This is a genomic window from Hymenobacter perfusus, assembly GCF_003944765.1.
Lineage (GTDB): Bacteria > Bacteroidota > Bacteroidia > Cytophagales > Hymenobacteraceae > Hymenobacter > Hymenobacter perfusus.
In genome coordinates this window covers 201,858-226,394 of record NZ_RWIU01000001.1, presented here as the reverse complement: position 1 = coordinate 226,394, position 24,537 = coordinate 201,858, and the positions used below count along the sequence as shown (strand labels likewise).

The window sequence follows — 24,537 nt, the reverse complement described above, 5'->3', positions numbered from 1 at the left end:
GCATGGTCAAATACGCGCCCATTGAAAAGGCATAGAACGCTGGGCGTGATTCAGGTGTGAGGTTTAAAAACATCATATACTTTTATGATTACTATCGACCAAGCTAAGTTTCTTGATAACCTGCGGATTACTCAGGCTTATTGCGAGCAGCAGCTACAGCAGAAAGAAAAGCTCGATTGGGTTATACTGAGAAGCGCAATTAATCCTGTTTGTAGGGACGAACAATGGTTTGTCCATATGCTAGGCCATAACAAGGCTGCCTGTGACGAACAACCTATTCCATTGAAGGAATGGGCCAGAAAATCAGACCCGTATTATCATGATTCTTTTGTCGAACTATTCAATCTTCAGCTTGATTTTAAAACCTCGGTTTCCGATAGGCTGAAATTGGATGGCATATGTCAAGGAAAAATATTGGTTGTAGAACACGGGGAAAATATACCTGATGGTGCCGCTGACCCAGAGACTAATAGCTTTTTTGACGAATGGGATTTGCCTCCAATTGACACTTGGTTTTATAATGACTACAGCCCTAGCAGAGGTGGTATCCTGTTTGCATGGATTCCTGAAAAATTCATTAGACTCGCTGATGTAGCAATTGAAATTCAATTTTTAAATATTTTACACTGGTTTGAAAAACCGAGTAATTGGAACATATAATTCAGCAGGCGCAATTGGCCTATGCTACCTCTTGGCTGCCCCCAACGGCGCAGGCAAACCCCCGGCCGCATACATGCTGCCGGTGCTGCTGGGAGTTCGTGTGAAACTATAAAATCAGTATAGGTCATATGGCCCGCTCTTACCGGCACACCCCAATTATGGCCGTAACAACTGCCGCATCAGAAAAGCAGGACAAACGGCAAGCAAATAGGCTGTTGCGACGCAAAGTGAGGCAAGGAAAGGTGTGCCTGACCTTGCGAGAAGTCAGTAACGTCTGGGCCTTCAGTAAAGACGGTAAAACGTATCAGCTTTCTGCTACTGCCCGAAACATAAGAAAATAGCAATTGACACATCCGGCTCGTTGGTACCACCCAGTACGGCGGGCCATTGCATTTGCGCAGGAAAGCGCATAAATCTACCTGCATCAAGGAAGTTTCGGGATGTGGGAGATATGATAGGGCGGCGCATCAGGCCGAAAACCAGTAATTATGCGGTAGGCCAGCCGGAACCAAGTGGGGCTGGCCCCTGAGTTATTCTATTCCTTCCTATGTCTTCTCGCAAAACAAGCAGCCTGCTGTTCACGCTGCTGACGCTTAGTGCCCCGGGTTTCGCCCAAACGCGGCCCGCCGCCGCTGATGTGATGATAGTCGGCTGCGACCATTTCAACCAGATTTACAAGGCCGATAAGCCCACCACCGATGTGCTGACGGCCCAGGGCCAGCAGGAAATCAGTCGCTTCACGGCCGCTATTGCCCGCTACCGCCCCGATATGCTGGCGGTGGAAGCCCTGCCCGAAGAGCAGCCCCGCCTCGACAGCCTCTACGCCCTGTACCGCCAGGACAAACTGGATCTGGCCACGATGCCCGGCGGCCGTAGCGAGATATACCAAGTGGCGTTCCGGCTGGGCAAGCAGTTGCAGCTGCCCAGAATCTACTGCACCAATGCGCCGGGCGGCACTTCCCAGGGCATTCTGCGCACCGGCCAGAACATTGCGCTGTACCAACAGGCCGGCGCGGAGCTGAGCCAAGTAGCCGGGGCCAAGCGCGCCGGGCTGGAAGACGGAAGCCTGCCGCTATACCGCTATCTGGCCGCTATCAATCAGCCGGAAGTGTACAATCTGGTGTACCGGCTGCGCTATGTGACGCCGGCGAGGGTGACGAACAGCCGCTTCACCAACCCCGACGCGGCCGTGGATACGGCTTTCATCGACCCGCGCTACATTGGGGCGGAGCTGATTTCGGTGTTCAAGAACCGCGACTATAAAATCTACTCCAACATCGTGACGCAAGCGCTGACGGCCCAGCCGAAGCGGGTGTTGGCGCTGTTTGGGGCCGCGCACATCGGCTCGCTGCAGAGTATTTTCGCCAGCGACCCGGAGTTTCGGGTGGTGGAGTCGCGCAAGTATCTGAAGCAGTAGCGGCCCGTTTTGTCGTCCTCAATTTCCACGTGCTATGAATACCGCCTACCTCACCAGTGCCCGTAAGCAGTTCGAATACTACAAGCTGCTCGGCGACCAGACCTTTGCCCAACTGCCCGACGAGGCCCTGTTCTGGCAGCCCAACCCCGAAAGCAACAGCGTGGCCACCATCGTGAAGCACCTGTGGGGCAATATGCTTTCCCGCTGGACCGATTTCTTGACCACCGACGGCGAGAAGCCCTGGCGGCAGCGCGAAGCCGAGTTCGATAACGACCTGGGCACCCGCGCCGAGGTGCTGGCGCGCTGGGAAGCAGGCTGGCGCTGCCTGCTAACCGCCCTCGATTCGCTCACGCCCGACAACTGGGACCAGCCGGTGTACATCCGCAACCAAGGACACACCGTCACGGAGGCCCTCAACCGGCAGCTGGCGCACTACCCGTACCACGTGGGGCAAATCGTGTTTATCGGGAAGCTGGTGCGGGCGGGGCAGTGGCAGTCGTTGTCGATTCCGCGTGGCACCTCGGCCACTTATAACGCCGAGAAGTTTGCCCAGGAGCCGCACCGGGCGCATTTCACCGACGAATATCTTGGGCGCAAGCCGGAATAAGCAAGTCTCATAATTGGCGGCCGGTGGGCGGTGGTCCGGCCCGTTCGCGGAATCTGCCGTATAGCCTTCAGACCCAATTCTGAAGATTATGGCGAAGAAAACCGTCTCTGAAATACTGGTAGATACCCTGCTGGCCGCTGGCGTAACCCGCGTGTACGGCGTGGTGGGCGACTCGCTCAACGGCATCACCGAAGAAATCCGCAAGCGCGACGGCATCGAGTGGATACACGTGCGCAACGAGGAAGCCGGCGCCTTTGCGGCCGGCGCCGAAGCCCACCTCACGGGCGCGCTGGCCGTGTGCGCCGGCAGCTGCGGCCCCGGCAACACCCACCTGCTCAACGGCCTCTACGACTGCCACCGCAGCCGCGTGCCGGTGCTGGCCATTGCCGCCCAGATTCCGAGTGCCGAAATCGGCAGTCAGTATTTCCAGGAAACTCACCCCGAAAACACATTCAAGGAGTGCAGCGCCTATTGCGAGCTGATTGCCCATCCCGACCAGGCCGTGCGCTGCATCGAAATCGGGATTCAGACGGCCCTCACCCAGCGTGGCGTGGCCGTGCTGGTGATTCCTGGCGACATCAGCCATGAGAAAACCGAAGCCCCGGAGCCGCGCCTGCCCGTACTCCGCAACCGCGCCCGGCTGGTGCCCGCCCCGGAGGATTTGCGCGCCGCCGCCGACCTGCTCAATACCGGCAGCCGCGTGACCATTATGGCCGGGGCCGGCTGCGCCGAGGCCCACGCCGAGCTGCTGCAAACCGCCGAGGCTCTGGGTGCGCCGGTGGTGCACGCGCTGCGCGGCAAAGAATACGTGGAGCCCAACAACCCCTACGACGTGGGCATGAGCGGCCTGCTGGGCTTCACCTCCGGCTACCACGCCCTCATGGATGCCGACACGCTGCTCCTGCTCGGTACCGATTTCCCGTACCAGCAATTTCTGCCCCAGGAGGCCCGTACCGTGCAGATTGATTTGCGCGGCGAGCATATCGGGCGGCGGGCGCGGGTGGAGGTGGGACTGGTGGGCGACGTGGCCGCCACGCTTCAGACCCTGCTGCCGCTACTCAACCATAAGCGCGACCGGGCCCATCTGGAGAAAGCCCAAGAAAACTACCGCGAGGCTCGCAAAGACTTGGACGAGCTAGCCACCGGCGAGGCCGGCGACACCAGTATGCACCCGCAGTACGTAGCGCGGCTGCTCAACGAGCAGGCCGCCGAAGACACCATTTTCACCTGCGACGTGGGCACGCCTACCATCTGGGCGGCGCGTTACCTGCGCTTCAACGGGCGGCGGCGGCTGATCGGCTCCTTCAATCACGGCAGTATGGCCAACGCCATGCCGCAGGCGCTGGGCGCGCAGCTTACGTACCCCGGCCGGCAGGTAATTGCGCTGGCCGGCGACGGGGGCTTTGCCATGCTGATGGGCGAGCTGCTGACGCTGAAACAGCTGAAAACGCCGGTCAAAATCGTCATCTTCAACAATAACAGCCTGGGCTTCGTGGAGCTGGAAATGAAGGCGGCCGGCATTCTGGAATACGGCACCGAGCTGGAAAACCCCAACTTCGCGGCCCTGGCCGAAGCCGCCGGCGTGCGCGGCATCCGCGTTTCCAACCCCGCTGAGCTGCCCGCCGCCATTGCCGCTATGCTAGCCCACCCCGGCCCCGTGATTCTGGATGCCGTGGTGAAGCGCGCCGAGCTTTCCATGCCACCCACCATCGAGGCGGCCCAAGTGAAAGGCTTCAGCCTCTACACGCTCAAGGCCATCATGAGCGGCCGCGGCGACGAAATCCTGGAACTGGCTAAAACCAACCTGCTGCGGTAATGCACTCAGGCAAATCAGCGGTGTGCCACGCAAAGCCAGCTGCCTAAAAAGGGCAATTGCTGAACAAATAAGCCTTGGCTGGCTGTTATTTCCGAATAGCTGCGTGCGGCACTCCCGCGCCGGATACGTTTCTTTGCCCTTTCTGACTTCTGCGGCCCCGGCCGCAGCCCCGCCGCTCCATGACTAACCGCGAAATCAAAGCCCTCATCTCCCTGCTCGATGATCCGGAAATTGCCCCGCAGATTCAGGAGAAAATCCAGACGCTGGGCGAAACCATCATTCCGTTCCTGGAGGAAAGTTGGGAAGAAACGCTCGACACCCAGCAGCAGCAGCGGCTGGAGGATTTAATTCATCACCTGCAGTTTGAGGGGCTAAAACAACGGCTGCGCGTGTGGCGCGACTCGGGCGGCGAGAACCTGCTGGAAGGCATGTGGCTGCTCAACAGCTACCAGTACCCCGACGCCGATTTTCAGGTGCTGAACCGGGCCATTGAGCAATTACGCTTCGAGGTCTGGACGTTGCTACAGCCCGAAATGCACCCCGCCGACCAGGTCCAGACGCTTAACCATGTCCTGTTTCGGGCCCATAAATTTGCGGCCAACACCCAGAACTTCCATTCTCCGGCCAACTCCATGCTGCACCGGGTGCTGGAAACTAGGCGCGGCAATCCGCTCACGCTCTGCGTGATTTACCTGCTGGTAGCGCAGCGGCTCAAGCTGCCCGTGTTCGGGGTGAACCTACCCAACCTGTTTGTGCTGACCTACCGCCTGGAGCCGCCGCTGGAGCCGTTCTACATCAACTGCTACAACCGGGGCCTGGTGCTTTCCCGCACCGATATCGAACACTACATCGGCCAGCTGAATCTCACGCCCAACGAAATCTTCTTCCAGCCCTGTTCGCACCTGGATATTGTGCGGCGTGCCCTGCGTAACCTGCAGTTCAGCTTCGAGAAAATGCAGGAGCCCAGCAAAGCCGCCGAAGTAGCCCAGCTCCTGGCTATCCTGACCGACGACGCCCCCACCACTGACGCAGCTTCCGACGAGGAATAGGCAGTAGAACTGAGAAGCAAGAAGTGCGAGGTAAGACTTTCGTTCAAATGGCGCGTTGCCAGAACGAAAGTCTTACCTCGCACCTCTTACTTCTCAGTTTTCTACTTAAAACTTCTTGATCAGACAGCCGGCCGCGCGCTTATCGGCTACGCCGGCGGGGCGGCCGGCCAGTATGTTGTCGAGCGCCTGCTCCAGATATTTTTCCTTCACGTAAGCCTCCACCTGCGGATTATCGTCGATGGCGCCTTTGTAGCGGATGGCAAATCCGTCGCCGGCGGGTTGCAGAATCACGGCTTCGGGCGTTTTGGTGGCTCCCAGCAGGTTGCTGACTTTTTGGCCTTCATCAGTAAGCAGTGGCAAATCAGCTCCGGTGGCTTTTACCTTCAGCTTTTCGGCGTCGCCAGTATCGGCACTGGCCTCCAGGTTGATGGGCGCATTCACGAACAGAAACTGCACGCCTTTGGCCCCATACTCCGCGCTCAGGGCCGAAAGCCGGTTCTGGTAGAGTTTGGAGAAGGCGCAGGTAGGATTGAGGAAGACGACCACTACGGCCTTGCTGCCGGCGTAGCTTTTCAGGGCTACCTCGGTGTTAGAAGCGTTTTTGAGGCTGAAATCCGCCACGGAGCGGCTGCCCTGGGCGCGGGCGGCACCCACTGCTACCGTACACAACAGCAGCGCCACAGCGGCAACAATAGAAATTCGGCGGAAAGACATGGCGAAGATGAAGTGGTGAAATGGTGAGTTAGTGAGATGGTGATTCAGTGGGTTCTACGCTTTGGCTGCGCAAGTAGCGCAGGCAGAACGTCAGACTCACCATTTCACTAACTCACCACTTCACCGATGGCGTAAGTTAAAACGTAGCCCGGACTCGGGTACAAATACTGAATCTGGTGTTGGCTGCGGGAGTTTTCGAGGAGCAGGTGTCCCGTCAAAACACCTGCCTCCCGCAGCTCAAACGGATTGAGCAGAATCTGCTCTTTAAACACCAGGCCCCGGCGGCTGTGCAGCTTGTAAAGCGTTTCCTTGGCACTCCAGTAGAAACAATACTTCACGGCATCGTCGCCGGCATCGGCCAACTCGGCTTCCGACAGAACCCGGGGGGCCAACTTTTTGGCTTTGGTCCGGATCATTTCAATATCTGTGCCAACGGCCTCGGTAGTAGAAAGTAAAGCCGCCACCCACTCGCCGGAATGCGACAACGACACGCCGTAAGCCGGTAATTCCCGGAAGAACGGGCGGCCGTTGGCGTCGTTATGCAGGGTGGCGGGGGCGTCGTTCAGTTCCCGCAGCAGCTGGTGGGCCAGCACCCGGCCGGCCAGCCACTGGCGGGCGCGCAGCTCGTCGCGTCCCTGCGGAAAACAGCCCAAGTAATGCGCCTGAGCCGGCAGCAGCGCCCAGAGTGCCTCGGCGGGCTCCGTCAGCCGCCACAAGCCCAGCAACGCCGTCGGGGAAACCGGGGAAAGAGAATGAAGGGGCAAGTGGTGAAATTGTGAAAGGTGAAATTGTGAAAGCGGAAGGTACGAGGGAAACTATGCGCCGAATGTTCCGGTAGCCGCTGGGCGGTATCTTTACCCGCACTTTCATAACTTCACCCTTCACAACTTCCCCTTTGACCTCCCGTCCTCAGGTTCAGAAACTCGCCGCGCTTACCGGGCACCGCGACTGTGTGTACGCGCTGGCCGGCGCGGCCGGGCAGGAAACCGTGTATTCGGCCGGGGCCGACGGGCTGGTGGTGGCCTGGCAGGCCGATGCCTCGGCGCAGGACGGCGAGCTGGTGGCCCGGGTAGAAAACTCGGTGTACGCGCTGCTCCATTTGCCCGCCCGTAACCTGCTGGTGCTGGGCCACAACTTCCAGGGCGTGCAGGTAATCGACTTGAGCACCCGAACCCTGCTGCACGCCACGGCTCTGCCGCCGGTAGCCATCTTCGATTTGGTGTATTCCGAGCAGCGGCAGCGCCTGTACGTGGCCCTGGCCGACGGCACCCTGGCCGTGCTGCGCGCCGCCGACTTCCGGCTGGAAACCCTGGTGCGTATTTCGGATAAAAGTCTGCGTTGCCTGGCGTTGCACGAGGAGCGGGGGGAGCTGGCCGTGGGCGGCTCCGACCACCTGGTACGGGTGCTGGCTGCCGATTCGCTCGACCTCAAACACACGCTCACGGGCGCTACCAACTCGGTATTTACCTGCGCCTACTCGCCCGATGGCCGCCACCTGCTCACGGCCGGCCGCGACGCCCACCTGCGCATCTGGGACGTGGCGGCCGGCTACCAGGCCCGCCAGAGCATCGTGGCCCACATGTTCACCATCAACCACCTAGCTTTCTCGCCCGATGCCCGCCTGCTGGCCACCTGCAGCATGGATAAAAGCATCAAGCTCTGGGACGCCGAAACCTGGCAGCTGCTGCGCGTGGTGGACCGCGCCCGCCACGCCGGCCACGGCACCTCCGTCAACAAGGTAATTTGGCCGGGCAGCGGGAATCGGCTAGTTTCGTGTAGCGACGACCGGAGCCTGGCCGTTTGGCAAGTAGGTATTGAGTAGATGGTAATTGGAAACGAAGGAGGCTGCAGCAAACACGCTCGAATGCACTATGCTCGACTTCTACGCTACCCCGGCCATTGCCTGTCTTGATATCTGATACCCATTACTTAGTACCAACATGAAAATTACCGCCCTCGATATCCGGCAGAAAACCTTTGAAAAAGCCTTTCGGGGGTTGGACAAGGATGAAGTACAGGCCTTTCTGCAAACCCTCTCGCAGCAGTGGGAGCGAATGGGTGACGAAAACCGGGAGCTGCGCCTTAAGCTGGACCACGCCACCCAGGACGTAAGCAAGATGCGTGAAGTAGAAACCAGCCTCTACCGCACCCTCAAAACGGCCGAGGATACCGGCAACAGCATCACCGAGCAGGCCCAGCGCGACGCCCAGCTGCGCATCCGCGAAGCTCAGCTTCAGGCCGAGCAGCTACTTAACGATGCCCGCCAGAAGGCCCGTACCGTGGTGGACGATGCTTACCAGCAAGCCGAGCGCACCGTGGCCGAGATGCAGAAGGAAGTAAGCGGCCTGGGACAGGAGTGTCAGCGGCTGGAAAGTCTGCTCGACGGCCTCACCCGCGACCTGCACCATTTGGCCTCTGATGCGCTGGACAAGGTGGAAAAAGCCCGCGCCCGACCGAAAGCCGGCACGGCGGCCATCCTTTCGCGGGCGGCCAGCGTAAAAGTGAACCGGCCGCCTTCCGCGGACGATTCACCCAAATCCGACGCTGCCATGCACGTATCTTCTGCCTTCACTTCTTCGGCCACTGCGGTTAGCGGTGCTGCTGCCCCGGTCTACCACGGCGGTTCTTCCGTGGTGCTCGAACCCCAGGCCCGCCCGGCGGCTACCACCGGCTACAACCCCAAGCCCGGCCAGCAGCCCGACCCCGGTGCCCCGGCCCAGCAGCCCGGCCCCGAGATTGAGCGCCCCGGTGCCCCGGCCGAAAACCCCGGCATTTCGCCCGCCCCCCACATCGATCCGCCCGCGCCGTCGCAGGTGCCCGATCCGGCCCCGCCCCGCGTGGAGCCCCCGGCCCCGGATATCCAGCCCATCGGCCCCGGCCACCCCGAAATTAACCAGCCTGCCCCGCCCATGCACCCCGGCCAGCCGGGCATGGCCGCCGCCTCGCTCGGGGAGAAGTCGTTTTTCGATGAAATCTAAGCGTAGCGCGTAGCTTTGCCTTATCAGAAAGCCTGCCTTCCGGGGCGGGCTTTTTTGTTTGCTTTACCAGCCGCGTGCTTCCCCGGAGCATGTTGCGCTTGGAGCAAGGACGAAGAATCTCGCGTGCTGACCTTGGATTACTCTGGCAACATCAGCACGCGAGATTCCTCGCGGGGCTCGGAATGACGTTCATTTAGCTCACCACTCACCACTCACCAATTCACCGCATGGGTCAGATTGCACTTGAAGGCATGGAGTTTTTTGCCTTCCACGGATACTACGACGAGGAACAGAAGATCGGCAACAAGTACGGCGTGGACCTCTACATCGACACCGACCTGCACGCGGCCGGGGCTTCCGACCAGCTGCGCGAAACTGTGAACTACGAGGTGCTGTACCGGGTGGTGCGCGAGGAGATGCAGGCCCCAGCTCGCCTGCTGGAACACCTGGGCCACCGGGTGCTCGACCGGGTGCTGGAGGCATTCCCCTACGTGGCCGGCGTGCGGGTGAGCGTCTCGAAGTTCAACCCGCCGCTGGGCGGTATCTGCGAGCGGGCCCGCGTTACGCTGGAGCGGCACCGGTAACAGCGGCTTTTCGCCAACGCAGCGGCCCAGGCCCCTGACTGCAGATAGCCTGCGGTCAGGGGTTTTTTATTATATTGTATGCTTATAATCAGGTAGATAAAATATTGTACGAAATAAATCGTAGATATATCTTGGACGTACGACACGTTTCGTATATGTTTGATGTACGAACTGGTTCGTAGTGCTTTTGGTCGTTGTTGCTCGTGCACGGAACAGCGGCCGGCGGCGGAGCTACTCACCGGGTTCGGAATCATTCCAGGTACTTTATAACCGCTTTTCTGATGAGTAAACAACCCCTTCCTAAGCCCACCGAGGCGGAGCTGGAGATTCTGCAGGTGCTCTGGCAGCACGGCCCCAGCACTGTCCGCTTCGTGAACGACGAGCTGAACCGCCGCCGTGAAGTAGGCTACACCACCGCCCTGAAACTGCTGCAGCTCATGCTCGACAAAGGGCTGGTGCTGCGCGACGACGACAGCAAAACCCACGTGTACCGCGCCGCCGTGCGGGAGGAGGAAACCCAGGGCCTGCTGCTCGACCGGTTTGTGGACGCGGCCTTTGGGGGCTCGGCCATGAAGCTGGTGATGCAGGCCCTCGGCAACCGCCGCACTTCCCGCGAGGAGTTGGCCCAGATCCGCCGCCTACTCAACGATATTGAGATTCAGAACGATACCACCTCACCCTCAACCGACGACGCCCGATGAACTGGTTTGAACAACTGCTACCTGCTGCCCTGATGCGGGCCCTGGGCTGGACTTTGGTACATTCTCTGTGGCAGGGGGCGGTGGTAGCCCTGGCCCTGGCCGGCCTGCTGCTGCTGTTGCGCCAACACAGCGCGGAAGTGCGCTACCGCACAGCGGCGGTGGGTATGCTGCTGCTCCTGACGCTGTCGGGCATTACGTTTGGCCGCTACTACATGGCCGCGCCAACGGCCGCGTCGGGCGCAACAGCCGCGTTCCAAATAGAAAATGAGGCCGCCCGGCCCGCCGCCCAGTCTGGGCTGGTGGCTGCCGCCCCGGCCTCAGCGGCCACTGAGGTGGCCCTGGCTCCGGCTGCGCCTACCGGCATGGCTGCCTGGATGGTGTACTTCGATGAGAACATTCCGGTGCTGGTAGCTGCCTGGCTGCTGGGGTTGCTGGCCATGACGCTCCGCTTGCTGGGTGGGCTGGCCTACGTGCAGCGCCTGCGCCGCTACCGAGTACAGCCGCTGGCCGAGGAGTGGCAGGCCCGTCTGCTGACCCTAGCCAATAAGGCCGGGCTGAAACAGCCCATCCAGCTGCTGGAGTCGGCCCTGGTGCGGACGCCGGTGGTGGTGGGACACCTGCGGCCGGTAGTGCTGCTGCCGCTGGGTACCGTCACGGGGCTGAGCCTGACGTATATGGAGGCCATTCTGGCCCACGAGTTGGCCCATGTGCAGCGTCGCGACTACCTGATGAACCTGTTGCAGTCGGTGGCTGAAACTGTGTTCTTCTACCACCCGGCCGTGTGGTTTATCACGGCCTGCCTGCGCACCGAGCGCGAAAACTGCTGCGACGACGTGGCTACGGCCCTGGTGGGTGGCAACCCGCTCACGGTGGCCCGCGCTTTGGCCGCCCTCACGGAGCTGACCGCCCAACCCGAAACTGCTAACGGCCGCCTGGCCTTATCGGCCCTGGGGCCCGATGGCTCGGTGCTGGGCCGCATCCGGCGGCTGGTGCAGGGCCGCACGGCTCCCACGTTCACGGAGGGCTTTATGGCGGCTTGCGTGGTGCTGGGCGGCCTGGTGCTGCTGACCTCGGCCGTGGCCATTGCCGACCCGAGCCCCACCGCCGGAACGGCCGGCCGGGGTGCTCTCTCGCGGCTTCCTTTCCTTAGCGAAGAAACCGATACTACCCGTAAGCCAGCCGAAGCAGAGCTGCTGCCAGCTGAGGCACCGGCAGCCGATGCCGCCGACGTGGCCGATGTAACCGAAATGCCCGAGCTAATGGAGTCCGCTCCGGCACCTGCGGCCGTTGGCGGCGACGAGGAAGAAAAGCGCCGCAAGCGCACCCGTCAGCAGATTGTGGTAGTACCCCAGCCCGGTCGGAACCGGTCCGGGACCATCGTGTTGGAAAAAGACAAAAAGGGCCGCGTAACCAACTTCACCGTGGATGGCCAGCGGGTGGAAGCGGCCACCACCGGTAAGAAAAAAAGCAAGAAGGGCGACCCGCAGGTGGAAGTAGTACAACTGCCCGGCCGTCGGGGACCGTGGAACGGCTCCGATAACTTCAGCTTCAATTTCGACCAGACCTTCGATAAGACTTTCGATAAGAATTTCAACCAGAACTTCCGCTTCCAGGGGCCAGGCCTGAGCAAAGCCGAGGCTGTCCGCATCCGGGCCGAGGCCCAGCGCGCTGCCGCCGAAGCCCGCCGCCAGTTCAGCGAAAACCCGCAGTGGCGCGCCGAAATGAACCGGAGCGCTCTTTCAGCCGACAAAAGCCTGTCCATTCGGTTGCAGGCCTTGCAGAGTGCCGAGCGCTCCTTGCGCAACACCTTGCAGGATGAAAAGCTGACCGAAGAGCAGCGCGAGGAAATTCAGGACCGCCTTAGCGACCTGCGCGACCAGCAGCAGGACGCCCGCGACGAAGCCCAGGACCGCCAGGATGCCCGCGACGAAGCCCGCCGCGACGCGGCCCAGGAGCAGCAGGAAATCAAAGTAGACGTGGAGGTGGACATGCGCCGCCACGAGGAAGAAATGCGCCGCCATGAAGTAAACATGCGCCGCCACGACGAGGAAATGCGCCGGGCCGACAGCCGCCGCGTGGCCGATGAAGGCCTGCTGCGGGAGCTGCGCAACGATGGCCTCATCAAAAGCACCAACAATGTGCAGATGACGCTCACGCCCACGGCGCTTACCGTCAACGGCAAAAAGCAGTCGGCTGCGCTGCACGCTAAATACCTGAAACTGGTAGAGCAGCGGGATGGGCGCAAGCTCACCAAAGGCTCCTTCGTGATGAACCGCCAGACAAACGGCACCACCACTACCACCGGTGGGGATATGCCCGCGCCGCCCGCGCCGCCAGCGGCTCCCCGTTCACCCCGCGCCCCGCGTGTGCCACTGCCCCCGGCCGCTCCCGCCGCTCCGCGCGTCGATTCGGACGAGGTGCGCGCCGAGCTGCGCCGCGACGGTTTGCTGGGAGCCAACGAAAAGGCGTTCCAGCTCCAACTCACCAAAGACGGCCTGACCGTGAATGGCAAAAAGCAGTCGGCCGCCCTGACCGAGAAGTACCGCAAGCTGCTGGATGCTCCCGATGCCAACGGCCGCAACACCAGCCAGACCATCCAGATTTCCGTGAATGAGTAAGGTCGTGTGAGGCCTCAACCGGCCGCCGCTGCAACGGCGGCCGGTTATCTTATGAAGTATTTGTGAAGTGAGGCAACGGTTGCCGGGAGGCCTGCATCTATTGCAGCGTTCCGCCGCGCCGGCGGCAAGTATTCCGCCCGTTTTGCCCGCCGCCGCCTGGTCTTTACTGTTCTGGTCGGCGGGCGTTTCACCTCGCTACCACCTACCGCTTGTTTTACCTCTCCTCTCGTCTTTGCGCCGTGAAGTATATCCGTGTGTTCCTACTGCTGGTGGGCGTGCTGCTGACCACCGTAGCCGGGCAGGCCCAATCCCAGCCCGCCTCCGAGGCGGCCGTTACGGCCGCCGCCGTGCCGGCCCCCAAGCGCCAGCTCCAGGCTTTGCGCATTACCGAAGCCATCAAGCTGGATGGTGACCTGAACGAGGCCATCTGGCAGCAGGCCCCCATTGCCACCGAGTTCATCCAGAACCGGCCCAATCCTGGCCCCCGCGAAAAGCACCCGACCGAAGTCCGCATTCTGTACGACGACGCCAACCTCTATATCGGGGCCATAATGCATGACGTGTCGCAGGACTCGATTATGCGGGAACTGTCGGAGCGCGACAATATGGGCAATACCGATTTTTTCGGCATTTTCCTCGATACCTATCACGATAAAATCAACGGCTACGGCTTCTTTATCACCACTGGCGGCGTGCAGGCTGATGCCCGCTACTCGCCGGCCGGGGGCGAAGATTTCAACTGGAACGCCGTGTGGGACTCGCGCACGGCCCTGCGCGGCACCGACTGGGTGGCCGAAGTGCGGATTCCGTACTCGGCCATCCGCTTCAGCAAAGCCGCCGAGCAGCTCTGGGGCGTGAATTTCATGCGCCAGCGCAAGCGTGACAACCAGGGCTTTTTCTGGAACGAGGTGAAGCCGGCCGTGGATGGCTTCGTGAACCAGTGGGGCGAGCTGCAGGGCCTCAAGAACATTCAGCCGCCGTTGCGCCTCTCGCTCACGCCCTACATTTCCAGCTACGTCAACCACTACCCCTACAACGAGCAGGGCACCCGCAACTCCAGCACCAGCTTCAACGGCGGGGCCGATGTGAAGTGGGGCATCAACGAGAGCTTCACGCTAGACGCCACACTGGTACCTGATTTCGGACAGGTACAGAGCGACAACCAAGTGCTCAACCTGTCGCCTTTCGAGGTGCAGTTCCAGGAAAACCGCCAGTTCTTCACCGAGGGCACCGAGCTCTTCAACAAAGGCAACCTGTTCTACTCGCGGCGGGTGGGGGCCACGCCCATCGGCTTCGGCAGCGTGGGCGACCAGCTGCGGGCCGGTGAACGGGGCCCCGACGGCCAGTGGCGGCCGGGCGAGTCGGTGGTCAGCAACCCTGGCGTGACGCGCCTGCTCAACGCCACCAAAGTATCGGGCCGTACCAGCAAAGGGCTGGGCGTGGGCGTGTTCAACGCCCTCAGCAACGATGTGTACGCCACCGTGCGCGACTCGGTGGATGGTCGGGAGCGGGACGTGCTGACGCAGCCGTTCAGCAACTACAGCATCATGGTGTTGGATCAGAGCCTCAAGAACAACAGCTACGTCTCGCTCATTAATACCAACGTCACGCGCTGGGGCAGCACGTACGATGCCAACGTAACGGGCGGCCTGTTCCGCTTCGCCGACAAGAAGAACGCCTACGCCATTGACGGCCGCGTGGTGTACTCGCGCCGCCAGGGTAATGCGTTTGGTTCGGAGCAGCGCATCGATGACCAGAACGGCTATAAGTACCAGATCGGCCTTAATAAAATCAGCGGCAACTTCACCTGGCAGCTGGGGCAGGGCATCGAGTCGGACACGTACAACCCCAACGATTTGGGCATTCTGTTCGGCAACAACAACATTTCGCAGTACCTGAACCTGAGCTACAACAAATACCAGCCCTTCTGGAAGGTGAACAACTTTTACTCTTGGGCCAGCCTCAACCACTCGCTGCTCTACAAACCCACGCGCTACCAGAACGCCAACGTAGCGGCGGGCTGGAACACCACCTTCACCAAAAGCTTCCTGACCACGGGCATGAACTTCGATGCCAACCCCGTGACGCACGACTACTACGAGCCCCGGCAGTACCCCTTGGGCGACTATTACGTGCGGGTGCCGGTGAATGCCAACGTGGGCGGCTTTCTCTCCACCGACTACCGCAAAAAGCTGGCCTGGGACCTGAACGCCGGGGTGCGCTGGTACGCCCAGGACGACCGGCTGCCCCGGGCCCGGCGCATGGGCTATGGCTGGGGCGTTTCGCCGCGCTACCGCGTGAGCAACCAGCTCAACTTCCGCTACAACCTCGACTGGAACCTGCGCGAAAACCAGATTGGCTACGTGAACGGCGGCCTCGATACCAGCCTGCCCGACGACGCCCGGTTCCGCGACAACCACCCCGGCGACGTGCTGCTGGGCCGCCGCCGGGTGCTGACGGTGACCAACACACTGTCGGGGGCGTACACGTTCAACAACCGCATGTCGCTCACCATTCGCACGCGGCACTACACCAGCACCGTGAATTACCGCGACTTCGCCCGCCTCGGCAAGGGCGGCGCGGAGCAGCTGGTGGACTACCGCCGCAACCGCGACAACACGTTCAACGCTTTCAATGTGGATGCCGTGTACTCGTGGTGGTTTGCGCCTGGCTCGCAGGTGAGCATCGTCTGGAAAAACGCCAGCTCCTCCTTTCTGGAAGCCAACGAGGCCACCCCGCTTTACTTCGATAACCTGAGCAACACCATCAACACGCCCCACAACAACAACGTGAGCATCAAAATCCTGTACTACCTGGATTACCTGATGCTGAAGCGCCGCCGGGCATAGTTGTCGGCAGCTAACCGGCCGGAGCAATAACTCTGGCGGGCGAACTGGCCGCTGGTTGTCATTCCTTTATTCTTTCGGAGAACACCTTTGGCAACGGCCGTAGCTGCTGCCCGGGCGCGGTGTGGCCGGGCCTGGGCAGCAGTGGGCGGTACTTGTTCGGGGCTAATCAAGCCATAGCACAATGAAGAAATACGCCACTCTGCTGCTGCTGTGGCTGTGGCCGCTGCTCTTGGCGCAGGCCCAGCAGTTCCGGGTCTCCTACCCGGCCGCTGCCTACGCGGGGCCGTTCACCGGCAACGTGCTACTGTATCTGTCGCAGAAGAACGCGCAGCCTAAAAACCAGCCCGGCTGGCCCTGCTACCGGCTGGCGGTGCGCAACGTGCAGCCCGGCCAAACCATCGTCTTCTCGGATTCGGCGCTGTCGTATCCGACGCTGCTCTCGCGCCTGCCGCGCGGCGACTACTACGTGCAGGCCGTGTGGGATTTGAACCTTGGCGGGCGAGTAATTGGGCAAAGCCCTGGCAACCCCTACAGCGTGGCACGCGAGGTTTCGCTCCAGGCTACCGACGAAATATTCACGCTGGCATGCAGCCAAGTGGTGCCCGCGCCGGTGTTCGTTGCCACCAAATTCTGTAAGGAAATCAAGGCGCCGTCGGCACTGCTGAGCCGTTTCCACCGCAAGCCGGCCTCGCTGGATGCGGCCGTGATTCTGCCGGCCGACTACTACCAACACCCGCAGCGGCGCTATCCGGTGCTGTTCACGGTGGGCGGCTTCGGCGGCGACTACCACCACTACTCCCGCTCCGAAAGCACCGACACGCTGCCCGCCACGCCCATTGATACCATTGCCTGCATCCGGGTGTATCTGGATGGGGCCAGCCCGTTGGGGCACACCGTGTACGCCAACAGCGCCAACAACGGCCCCGTCGGCGACGCCTTTGCCACCGAGTTTCTGCCGCTGCTTGACCAGCAGTACCGCACCAACGGCGGGCGCGTGCTGCGCGGGCACAGCAGCGGCGGCTACACGGTGGTGTATCTGATGACGCACTACCCGAAGCTGTTTGCCGGCGCCAACGCCAGCTCCCCCGACCCGGTGGATTTTCGCAACTTCGTGCGAACCAACCTCTACACCGATGCCAAAAGGGTGGAAATGGTGGATTCCATGACCTACGGCGAGGTGCTGCCCATGGCCGAGGCCTACGACCGGCCTAACATCGTGCGCCGGCTGGAAGACATCATCTACCGGGGCGAGCAGGAAGTGTCGTTTGATGCGGTATTCAGCCCGCGGGGCCGCAACGGCCTGCCCAAACCGCTGTTCAACTCCACTACCAAAGTGCTCGACCGGAAAGTATTTCGGCACTGGCAACGCTACGACCTGACGCAGTACGTGCGCCAGAACTGGCGCCGCCTCAAACCCGACTTGAACGGCAAGCTGCGCCTCGCCACCGGCAACGAGGATACCTACTTCCTGAACCTGGCGGTGATGCTGATGGAGCAGGAAATGAAAGAGCTGGGTGCCGATATGCCGTTTGCCTATTATCCCGGCGACCATTTTTCAGTCGTGACGCCGGAGTACAGAAAGGCGGAAATGCAATGGCTGAAAACCACCTATCTGCACTGGCTCACCCAGCACCCGCAATAGTACGTCCGGCGCGGTTTGCGCTACAGGCCTAGCAGCTCCTCGGCGGCACCGAAAGCGGATTTTCGGCCGGCCATCACCTGCTGCTGCACCTGGGCGAGGCGCTGGGCCACGTCGGGGCGCTGGTAGAAGCGGGTTTCCAGTGTTTCGCGGATGGTTTCGTGGAGCCAATGCAGATTCTGTTCCTGGCGGCGGCGCTGGAAATAGCCGCTTTCCTGGGTCTGCTGCACGTAGCGCTGCACCACTTCCCACACGTCCGGTACGCCCGCGCCAGTCACGGCCGAGCTGGTCGTGACGACGGGATTCCACTGGCTGGGCGCGAGCGGGTAGAGGTGCAGCGCGTTCTGGTACTCGGCGCGGGCGCGGCGGGCGGCCAGCTCGTTGCCGCCGTCGGCCTTGGTGATGGTCACGGCGTCGGCCATTTCCATGATGCCCTTTTTGATGCCCTGCAGCTCGTCGCCGGCCCCGGCCAGCATCAGCAGCAGGAAGAAATCCACCATGCCATGCACGGCGGTTTCGCTCTGGCCCACGCCCACGGTTTCCACGAAGATGACGTCGTGGCCGGCGGCTTCACAGAGCACCAGCGCCTCGCGGGTACTTTTGGTGACGCCGCCCAGGCTGCGGCCCGCCGGCGAGGGCCGGATGTAGGCCTGCGGATGTGCGACCAGCTCATTCATGCGGGTTTTATCGCCGAGGATGCTGCCGCCGCCGCGCTGGCTGCTGGGGTCCACGGCCAGTACCGCTAGGCGCTTGCCCTGCTCGCGCACCAGATGTAGCCCCAGGGCCTCAATAAACGTGCTTTTGCCCACGCCCGGCACGCCTGTAATGCCCACCCGCACCGACCGGCCGGCGTGGGGCAGCACCGCATCGAGCACCTGCTGGGCCAGGGCCTGGTCGGAGGGTAGAGTGCTTTCCACCAGCGTGATGGCCCGGCTGAGTAGCACGCGGTTGCCGGCCAGAATGCCGTCGATGTATTCGGAAGCGGAAAAGCGTTTGGGCACGAGGCGTAGGAAAATGGGGCGCAAGCTTTAGCTTGCGCCGTGCGCCGGGAAAACCGATATCTTCAGCAAACGGCCCTGCTACCAAGGCCGGCCACCACCGCAAGCTACGGCCTCCGCCCCAATTTCTGCCCATGAATCGTCTTTGCCTACCCTTCGCGCTGGCCCTGCTGCTGGCTTTGCCCACCGCCGTCCGCGCCCAGAATGAGCTGAGCAATTTTACAGCCACCGGCCGGGGCGGCGTGGCCACCACCTTCGCCACCGACTATCAGTCCATAGGCATCAATCCGGCTAACCTGGGCCGGGTGGGAACGGCCCGGGTGGCTTTCACCATTGGCGAGGTGGGAGCGGGCGTCAGCTCCCAGTCGCTCACGCGGCAGCAGCTGCGCCGGTTCATCTACGATACCAACCAGAATCTCACGCTGGCTGAAAAGCAGGCGCTGGCTACGGCTTTCAACTCCGATAACGCGGCCAACTTCAACGCCGATGCTACCACGTTTGCGCTGGCTGTGCAGCTGCCGGTAGTGGGCGGTATTGCCGTGAGCAACCGGGTGCGGACGGCCGGCCACGTCGGGCTAAACAAAAATGCCGCTGATATTCTGTTTCTGGGCCGGGATGCCCCTATTTATACCAGCACCGCCGCCGGCAATATTCCGCTGGTATCAGAGGCGCTGGCCGGGACGGATATGCAGTTCGCGGTGATGAACGAGTTCAACCTGGCCTGGGGGACGCAGATAGTCGACCTGCCGTTGTTTCAGCTCTCGGCCGGAGCCGGCTACCGCTACATTCAGGGCATCGGTATCGTGGATATCAAAGTGCAGCCCGGTAACCTGCAGGCGTACAGCTCCATGTCGCCGGTGTTTAACGTCGATTACGGCGACCTGGTGAACAATCCCAGCTTCAACCTGAAAACGGGCAGCGGCCTGAGTCCAGTGGGGAAAGGCCACGGCTTCGATGTCGGGCTGGCCGCCGAAATAGGCAAGACCGTACGCCTGGGCCTGGCCGTGACGGACCTGGGCCGTATGACCTGGGAGGGCAACCTGCTCACGGCCAACGACCAGAAGCTGAAACGGCTCAAATCGGAAGGCGTAGGGAGTTATAACTTCATCAAGGAAGCCGCCGAAATTTTTGCTTCCGGCTCCGACAGCCTGTTTCAGTATCAGACCGGCCAAGAACGCCGTGCCGACCTGCCCACCAAGCTACGGGCCGGGGCGGGCCTGCGCATCAGCGAGTATTTTGAGGCCGGCCTCGACGTAACCTTGCCGCTCAACAGCGTGGCCGGTAATTTGCCCTCCCCCTTCATTGGAGCCGGCCTCGACTACAAGCCCGTGAAATGGCTGCGCCTGAGCAGCGGCCTCACCGGCGGCGCGGGCTATGGCGTGAGCGTACCGCTGGGCTTCACCCTGGTTACTTCCATCTACGAAGCCGGCCTCAGCACCCGCGACGTAGCCGGCCTGCTCACTTCCGAAAACCCCTACCTCTCCGTTGCGGGTGGTTTTCTCCGCTTTAAGCTGGGCGGCAAAACGCAATAAGCGGTGGAATTGTGAAGTAGTGAAATGGTGAGTTGGAGAAGGGATAAACCGTCATTTCGAGTGAAGCAATCCTCCACCATGCCTCAAACCTGCAAGCAGCAAAAAGCCCCTGACGTCCGCACTGGCGTCAGGGGCTTTTGAATAGGTCAGCGGTGTGCGCTGTGGGAAGGATTGCTTTGCCGGCGGCTCGCAATGACGGCTTACCCCTGCACAATTTTTCCCTTTACAACTTCGCCTACTTCCCTGGCTCGGTGATGAAGTTGGGGAGGCCCAGTTTGCTGCGGCGGCCACCAAGTTTCAGGCCGTCATCCACGTACTTGGCGGCGTCGGAGTTGGGGTTCTGGATGAGACCAAGGAACTGATTGTCCTCGCGGGCCACGTAGATGTTGCCATCGGGGGCGCGCTGCAAAGAGCCCACTTTGCGGTTGGCCGATTTGCCGATGACGTTAGCTTTGCCGGTTTTCAGATCGAACTGAAACACCTGGGCCTGACCGCCACCTTCGCCGTTGCTGGAGCCGTACAGTTTCGAGCCGTCGGGGGAAAACTCCACGCCGTAGGCCTCGGGGTAAGGCGCGAAGGCCTTCACGTTCTTCACCAGGCCGGTGCTGCGGTCAAAGTCGAATACCTCGTACTTGTTGGCTTCGCGCCACAATGCCACGGCCAACTTGCGGCCATCGGGCGAGAATTTCATGGCGCCAATGGCGTTGCGGCCGGGGCCGGCGTGCATGCTGCCCACGTTGCTCATGATAAGCTTGCTCTGCACCCCGTCGGCCGTCACCAGAAAGCTCACAAAGGCGTTGGAATTCCAGCGGTGGGCCACAATCCAGACGTCGCGGCCGTTCTGGTGGCGCACGGCGGCTAGTTTCTCCGCCACGGGTGAAATGAGCAGCGCGTTGGAGCGGGGCACGTCGCCGAGGCCGTTGTCGCGGGTCATATCCACGATGGAGTAGCGCAGCCCGTTGGGGCCGCCCTGGGCACCCACCGTAAACACGTAAAACACGTTGCCGGAGCCCGGGTCGGGCACGATGAGGGCGCTCTGGGTGCTGGAGTTGGAGCCCATCAGCTTTTTGCCGTTGGGCATCACCTGGTGCTGGCGGTTGAAGATGAACTCGCCGTTGGTGTAGAACAGCAGCTGACCCTGAGCATTGGTGGCCACGGCCGAGCCCTCGTAGGTGGTCATTTTGCTGGTGAGCAGCGGTGTAGGCGTGCCGCCACCCTCGGGAAACTGCAGCCCGGCCTGCTGACCGAACAGCCAGACGGACTGCTCGCGCTGGGCGAGGGCCGCGCCGGGCAGCAGCAGCGTTAGGAGCAAAGACAAAAAAGAAAGGCGTTTCATAAGCAGGTCAGATGATTTGGTACCGGTCAGGATGCAATTTCGTGCCAGTTTTTTTTAAGGGAGAACAAGCAGACTTCTCACCGGAATGCTTCCCACTGATCCTCTAGAATTCCCACTCCCCGGCCAGCAGCCGCGGAATCAACGGTCGGATGATGTGGTAGCTGGCTCCCCACAGCGGGTGGCCGCCCGCCAACCGGTAAAACGGAATGCGGCGCGGACCGGGCCAGCCGGGCAACTCCCAGCTTTCCTCGGTGTGGTTGGCGGCATCGGCCAGAAAGCGGAGCGGAATTTCCAGCACCTCCTCTACCTCCTTCTTTTGCCACTGCCACGCGGCCGGCCGCCGGATGCGGCCCAGAAACGGACTGATGCGGAAGCCGGTGAGGACCGGCACGGTGGGCAGCTCGGCTAGTACTACTACCTCCGTAGGCGGCAGAAATACTTCCTCGTGGGCTTCCCGCAGCGCAGTGGCCTGCAAATCGGTGTCCTGGGGTTCGGGCTTGCCGCCGGGGAAGGCCAGCTGCCCGCCGTGCACACCAAACGCGGTCCGGCGTACCATCACTACCTGCAGTTCACCGGCCGCGTCCCGGAATACGGGGACAAGTACGGCCGAGGCGCGCAGGTTTTGAGGAATCGGAAAATCAGAAAAGGTAGCGGAAGACATGGGCGCAAAAGTACGTCGGCGGCGCGGTCCGGCTTACGTTGGGCTACCGTACCGCGTAACGGCCGGCGTCAGTCACCGTCACTGCCGGCAGGTCGTGGGTATCCTCAAACACCTGGTAGCCGGGGGCCAGCTGCTGCCAGAACACCAGGTGTGGGCTGGCCATCCGTCGCGCCAGGTTGTCGGCCGTTAGCTCAAACGGAAAAATATGCACCGAAATACTGGCCTGGCCGGCCGCGCGGGCTTCCACGGCCAGTACGTACAGCTCACGAATGCCCTCATCGGTAATGGGCAGGCAGCCGATGGTTTCGTGGGAGCCGTGGATAAAAATGTCGTTGCCAGGGTCGAGAGGACCGGCGCGAAACGCATCGGCCGCGTTGGGATAATCGAGGCCCAGCGAGAGGTAAAACTTACTGTCGGGGTTGAAACGGTTGATGGTATAAAAACCCTCCGGAATCTGGCCGTCGCCGGCCTGTCGTTTGGGCCCCAGCGTGCCCGAGGTGCCGGCCAGCCGAAACGTGCGCAGCAGCACAAAGTGTCCGGTGCCCTGGTTGCGGCCCCAGGCTTCCAGCCGCCGCCCTACTTTAAACACCCGCAGAAATAACTCCAGCTTTTCCGGCGCCAGGCCGTTGCGGTGGAGCAGGTTCTGCACCGTGGTTTCGTGGGCCGCGTACGCCACCCGTACTTTCGGAAACAGCAGCTGATTGGCCCGAAAGGACGGATTAGGCTCGGGAGTGCGGGCAGAGGACCGGGCGTACAAAGCCGCCAGCAGCGCGGCGGCGAGCAGGAGAAGCAAGCGCATAAGAGGAGGGAAGGCGGCCCCAACCCGGGTCCGCCGCCAACTAACGGAAGCCGCCCACTCTTTCGTATCGGAAGGTTGCTATATAGCTGACTGCTGCCGATTATCATTCCACCGGCTTTTGCGTAGAGCCGGTATGCCTCCTGCTTCCTCCGCTTCCGGTTCCTACCAGCCCGACCCGTTGGGCGCTGATTTCGAACAGCTCATCCTGACCCAGCCGGCCGACTACGAAGGCCCCGTCCGGGCGGTGCTGGTGCGCTGCCGGCCGGTACCGGCGGGCCCAGCCCGGCGGGCCGTACTGTACGTGCATGGCTTCAACGACTATTTCTTCCAGCGCGAAATGGCCGCCGAATACACGGCGCACGGCTACCGTTTCTATGCCCTCGACCTGCGCAAGTACGGCCGGGCACTGCTACCGCAGCAGCGGCCCAACAATGTGCGGGACCTGACCGAATATTTCGCTGACCTGGATGCGGCCCTGGCCCAGATGCAGGCGGAAGGCTACCGGGAAATAGTGCTGAGCGGACACTCCACGGGCGGGCTTATCACGGCGGTGTACGTAGCCCACCGCCAGCCGCCGTCGGTAGGGGCACTGGTGCTGAATAGTCCGTTTCTGGAGTTTCATCAGTCGTGGCTGCGGCGGCAGGTAGCCGTGCCGGTAGCGGCGGCACTGGGGGCACGGTGGCCCAACCTGCCCCTGCCCGCCGGCCTGCCCGATACGTATGGGCAAAGTCTGCACCGCGCGTACCGGGGCCACTGGGAGTATGATCTGGCCTGGAAACCCAACCACGTATTTGCCGTGAATGCAGGCTGGCTACGGGCCATCCGGCGCGGTCAGCGGCAGGTGCGCCAGGGCCTCGGCCTACGCCCGCCCGTACTGGTGCTACATTCTGACCGCACCCTGGGTGGGCAGCAGTGGCAGGATGATTTTCAGCGCACCGACATCGTGCTCAACGTCAGGGATATTCAGCAACTGGCTCCCCGGCTGGGCTCCGGTGTTACCACGCAGGCAGTGCCCGGGGCCATCCACGACGTCTTCCTCTCGGAGCCGGCCGTGCGGGCCGTTGCCTATCACTACGTGTTCGAGTGGCTGGAAGGCAACGTTGGCCGTTGAAGGCGAAGCTCACCAGTGCTGCTGCCATGAATATGAAAATCACCGCTTCTCTGCTGTTGCTGACTTTGCTGCTGCATTGTGCTGCGCTGGCCCAAACAGCCCCCGCTACTTCTCTGGCAACTACGCTCAAAGCCAGCAAATGGCAGAAACGCGTCCTGCTGCTGTGCGCACCCAACGCCGATAACGCGGATTTGCGCCGTCAGCAGCAACTGCTGGGGCCGGTTCGGGCACAGCTGAATACCCGCGACCTGCTGGTGCGCGAAGTACTTACCAGCCAGCTCCCGCCCGCCGACCAGCGCTACGCGCGTGAGCAGCTGAAAGTCCCCGCCAGCGGCTTTGTGGTGCTGCTGATAGGGAAAGATGGAGGCGTAAAACGGCGCGAAACCTCCCCGCTGCCGCCCGCGCAACTCTTTTCCACCATTGACGCCATGCCCATGCGGCAACAGGAAATGCGGCGCGGCAACTAAG

General features: G+C 61.7%; 21 protein-coding genes. 15 read left to right on the top strand and 6 right to left on the bottom strand.

The window, feature by feature from the left end; genetic code table 11:
• The first annotated feature begins 84 nt into the window (after nt 1-84).
• From EI293_RS00945 to EI293_RS00920, 5 genes are all read left to right on the top strand, one after another.
• A complete protein-coding gene (locus EI293_RS00945) occupies nt 85-660 on the top strand; it encodes a hypothetical protein (protein WP_125434831.1) in 576 nt (191 codons plus the stop codon).
• Between the two features lie 547 nt (nt 661-1,207).
• Nucleotides 1,208-2,077 carry a DUF5694 domain-containing protein gene (locus EI293_RS00935; RefSeq protein ID WP_125434827.1) on the top strand — a complete coding sequence of 290 codons (870 nt, stop codon included), beginning with the start codon at nt 1,208-1,210 and terminating at the stop codon, nt 2,075-2,077.
• Nucleotides 2,078-2,111: 34 nt separating this feature from the next.
• Nucleotides 2,112-2,684, top strand: a complete 573-nt coding sequence (locus EI293_RS00930) for a DUF1572 domain-containing protein (protein ID WP_125434825.1) — start codon at nt 2,112-2,114, stop codon at nt 2,682-2,684.
• 88 nt (nt 2,685-2,772) lie between these two features.
• Nucleotides 2,773-4,500: a ubiquinone-dependent pyruvate dehydrogenase gene (poxB, locus tag EI293_RS00925; RefSeq protein WP_125434823.1), complete on the top strand. Its 1,728-nt coding sequence runs from the start codon at nt 2,773-2,775 to the stop codon at nt 4,498-4,500.
• Nucleotides 4,501-4,679: 179 nt separating this feature from the next.
• Nucleotides 4,680-5,549, top strand: a complete 870-nt coding sequence (locus EI293_RS00920) for a transglutaminase-like domain-containing protein (RefSeq protein ID WP_125434821.1) — start codon at nt 4,680-4,682, stop codon at nt 5,547-5,549.
• 105 nt (nt 5,550-5,654) lie between these two features.
• Here EI293_RS00920 and EI293_RS00915 read toward each other — a convergent pair whose 3' ends face one another.
• The gene (locus tag EI293_RS00915; protein ID WP_125434819.1) at nt 5,655-6,263 is read right to left on the bottom strand and encodes a redoxin domain-containing protein; all 609 of its coding nucleotides are present in this window, start codon (nt 6,261-6,263) and stop codon (nt 5,655-5,657) included.
• 107 nt (nt 6,264-6,370) lie between these two features.
• Complete coding sequence (locus EI293_RS00910; RefSeq protein WP_125434817.1) at nt 6,371-7,027, bottom strand: 4'-phosphopantetheinyl transferase family protein; 657 nt, start codon at nt 7,025-7,027, stop codon at nt 6,371-6,373.
• 131 nt (nt 7,028-7,158) lie between these two features.
• On the opposite strand from EI293_RS00910, the gene EI293_RS00905 reads away from it, so the two are divergent.
• The 7 genes from EI293_RS00905 to EI293_RS00875 all read left to right on the top strand — a co-directional run bounded on the left by EI293_RS00905 (nt 7,159) and on the right by EI293_RS00875 (nt 17,635).
• A complete protein-coding gene (locus EI293_RS00905; protein WP_125434815.1) occupies nt 7,159-8,085 on the top strand; it encodes a WD40 repeat domain-containing protein in 927 nt (308 codons plus the stop codon).
• Between the two features lie 118 nt (nt 8,086-8,203).
• Nucleotides 8,204-9,241 (top strand): DivIVA domain-containing protein, encoded by a 1,038-nt coding sequence (locus EI293_RS00900; protein ID WP_125434813.1) that lies wholly within the window; start codon nt 8,204-8,206, stop codon nt 9,239-9,241.
• Nucleotides 9,242-9,468: 227 nt separating this feature from the next.
• Nucleotides 9,469-9,825 (top strand): dihydroneopterin aldolase, encoded by a 357-nt coding sequence (folB, locus tag EI293_RS00895; protein WP_125434811.1) that lies wholly within the window; start codon nt 9,469-9,471, stop codon nt 9,823-9,825.
• Between the two features lie 281 nt (nt 9,826-10,106).
• A complete protein-coding gene (locus EI293_RS00890; protein WP_044002930.1) occupies nt 10,107-10,526 on the top strand; it encodes a BlaI/MecI/CopY family transcriptional regulator in 420 nt (139 codons plus the stop codon).
• Nucleotides 10,523-13,144, top strand: coding sequence for a M56 family metallopeptidase (locus EI293_RS00885; protein ID WP_125434809.1), 2,622 nt, complete (start codon nt 10,523-10,525; stop codon nt 13,142-13,144). The genes EI293_RS00890 and EI293_RS00885 overlap by 4 nt, the downstream gene beginning before the upstream one ends.
• A gap of 239 nt (nt 13,145-13,383) precedes the next feature.
• A complete protein-coding gene (locus tag EI293_RS00880) occupies nt 13,384-15,993 on the top strand; it encodes a DUF5916 domain-containing protein (RefSeq protein WP_170170191.1) in 2,610 nt (869 codons plus the stop codon).
• Between the two features lie 181 nt (nt 15,994-16,174).
• Nucleotides 16,175-17,635: an alpha/beta hydrolase-fold protein gene (locus EI293_RS00875; protein WP_125434805.1), complete on the top strand. Its 1,461-nt coding sequence runs from the start codon at nt 16,175-16,177 to the stop codon at nt 17,633-17,635.
• Nucleotides 17,636-17,655: 20 nt separating this feature from the next.
• Here EI293_RS00875 and meaB read toward each other — a convergent pair whose 3' ends face one another.
• Complete coding sequence (gene meaB, locus EI293_RS00870; protein ID WP_125434803.1) at nt 17,656-18,633, bottom strand: methylmalonyl Co-A mutase-associated GTPase MeaB; 978 nt, start codon at nt 18,631-18,633, stop codon at nt 17,656-17,658.
• Between the two features lie 131 nt (nt 18,634-18,764).
• Between meaB and EI293_RS00865 the strand changes: the two genes are divergently transcribed.
• Nucleotides 18,765-20,162 (top strand): DUF5723 family protein, encoded by a 1,398-nt coding sequence (locus EI293_RS00865; RefSeq protein ID WP_125434801.1) that lies wholly within the window; start codon nt 18,765-18,767, stop codon nt 20,160-20,162.
• A gap of 235 nt (nt 20,163-20,397) precedes the next feature.
• Here the strand turns inward: EI293_RS00865 and EI293_RS00860 are convergent, their stop codons facing one another.
• The 3 genes from EI293_RS00860 to EI293_RS00850 all read right to left on the bottom strand — a co-directional run bounded on the left by EI293_RS00860 (nt 20,398) and on the right by EI293_RS00850 (nt 22,958).
• Nucleotides 20,398-21,498 (bottom strand): YncE family protein, encoded by a 1,101-nt coding sequence (locus tag EI293_RS00860; protein ID WP_125434799.1) that lies wholly within the window; start codon nt 21,496-21,498, stop codon nt 20,398-20,400.
• Nucleotides 21,499-21,601: 103 nt separating this feature from the next.
• Nucleotides 21,602-22,159 (bottom strand): NUDIX hydrolase, encoded by a 558-nt coding sequence (locus EI293_RS00855; RefSeq protein ID WP_125434797.1) that lies wholly within the window; start codon nt 22,157-22,159, stop codon nt 21,602-21,604.
• 43 nt (nt 22,160-22,202) lie between these two features.
• Nucleotides 22,203-22,958 (bottom strand): L,D-transpeptidase family protein, encoded by a 756-nt coding sequence (locus EI293_RS00850; RefSeq protein ID WP_125434795.1) that lies wholly within the window; start codon nt 22,956-22,958, stop codon nt 22,203-22,205.
• Between the two features lie 133 nt (nt 22,959-23,091).
• Here EI293_RS00850 and EI293_RS00845 point away from each other — a divergent pair, with 133 nt between their 5' ends.
• Complete coding sequence (locus tag EI293_RS00845; RefSeq protein ID WP_125434793.1) at nt 23,092-24,069, top strand: alpha/beta hydrolase; 978 nt, start codon at nt 23,092-23,094, stop codon at nt 24,067-24,069.
• Nucleotides 24,070-24,101: 32 nt separating this feature from the next.
• The gene (locus tag EI293_RS00840) at nt 24,102-24,536 is read left to right on the top strand and encodes a DUF4174 domain-containing protein (protein ID WP_170170190.1); all 435 of its coding nucleotides are present in this window, start codon (nt 24,102-24,104) and stop codon (nt 24,534-24,536) included.
• Nucleotide 24,537: the final 1 nt, after the last annotated feature.

Coding starts and splice junctions, on each gene's coding strand:
- EI293_RS00935 (WP_125434827.1), top strand. CDS start 1,208: ATGTCTTCTCGCAAAACAAGCAGCCTGCTGTTCACGCTGCTGACGCTT.
- EI293_RS00915 (WP_125434819.1), bottom strand. CDS start 6,263: ATGTCTTTCCGCCGAATTTCTATTGTTGCCGCTGTGGCGCTGCTGTTG.
- EI293_RS00865 (WP_125434801.1), top strand. CDS start 18,765: ATGAATCGTCTTTGCCTACCCTTCGCGCTGGCCCTGCTGCTGGCTTTG.
- EI293_RS00885 (WP_125434809.1), top strand. CDS start 10,523: ATGAACTGGTTTGAACAACTGCTACCTGCTGCCCTGATGCGGGCCCTG.
- EI293_RS00890 (WP_044002930.1), top strand. CDS start 10,107: ATGAGTAAACAACCCCTTCCTAAGCCCACCGAGGCGGAGCTGGAGATT.
- EI293_RS00875 (WP_125434805.1), top strand. CDS start 16,175: ATGAAGAAATACGCCACTCTGCTGCTGCTGTGGCTGTGGCCGCTGCTC.
- folB (WP_125434811.1), top strand. CDS start 9,469: ATGGGTCAGATTGCACTTGAAGGCATGGAGTTTTTTGCCTTCCACGGA.
- EI293_RS00945 (WP_125434831.1), top strand. CDS start 85: ATGATTACTATCGACCAAGCTAAGTTTCTTGATAACCTGCGGATTACT.
- EI293_RS00840 (WP_170170190.1), top strand. CDS start 24,102: ATGAAAATCACCGCTTCTCTGCTGTTGCTGACTTTGCTGCTGCATTGT.
- EI293_RS00845 (WP_125434793.1), top strand. CDS start 23,092: ATGCCTCCTGCTTCCTCCGCTTCCGGTTCCTACCAGCCCGACCCGTTG.
- EI293_RS00860 (WP_125434799.1), bottom strand. CDS start 21,498: ATGAAACGCCTTTCTTTTTTGTCTTTGCTCCTAACGCTGCTGCTGCCC.
- EI293_RS00855 (WP_125434797.1), bottom strand. CDS start 22,159: ATGTCTTCCGCTACCTTTTCTGATTTTCCGATTCCTCAAAACCTGCGC.
- EI293_RS00930 (WP_125434825.1), top strand. CDS start 2,112: ATGAATACCGCCTACCTCACCAGTGCCCGTAAGCAGTTCGAATACTAC.
- poxB (WP_125434823.1), top strand. CDS start 2,773: ATGGCGAAGAAAACCGTCTCTGAAATACTGGTAGATACCCTGCTGGCC.
- EI293_RS00850 (WP_125434795.1), bottom strand. CDS start 22,958: ATGCGCTTGCTTCTCCTGCTCGCCGCCGCGCTGCTGGCGGCTTTGTAC.
- EI293_RS00900 (WP_125434813.1), top strand. CDS start 8,204: ATGAAAATTACCGCCCTCGATATCCGGCAGAAAACCTTTGAAAAAGCC.
- EI293_RS00920 (WP_125434821.1), top strand. CDS start 4,680: ATGACTAACCGCGAAATCAAAGCCCTCATCTCCCTGCTCGATGATCCG.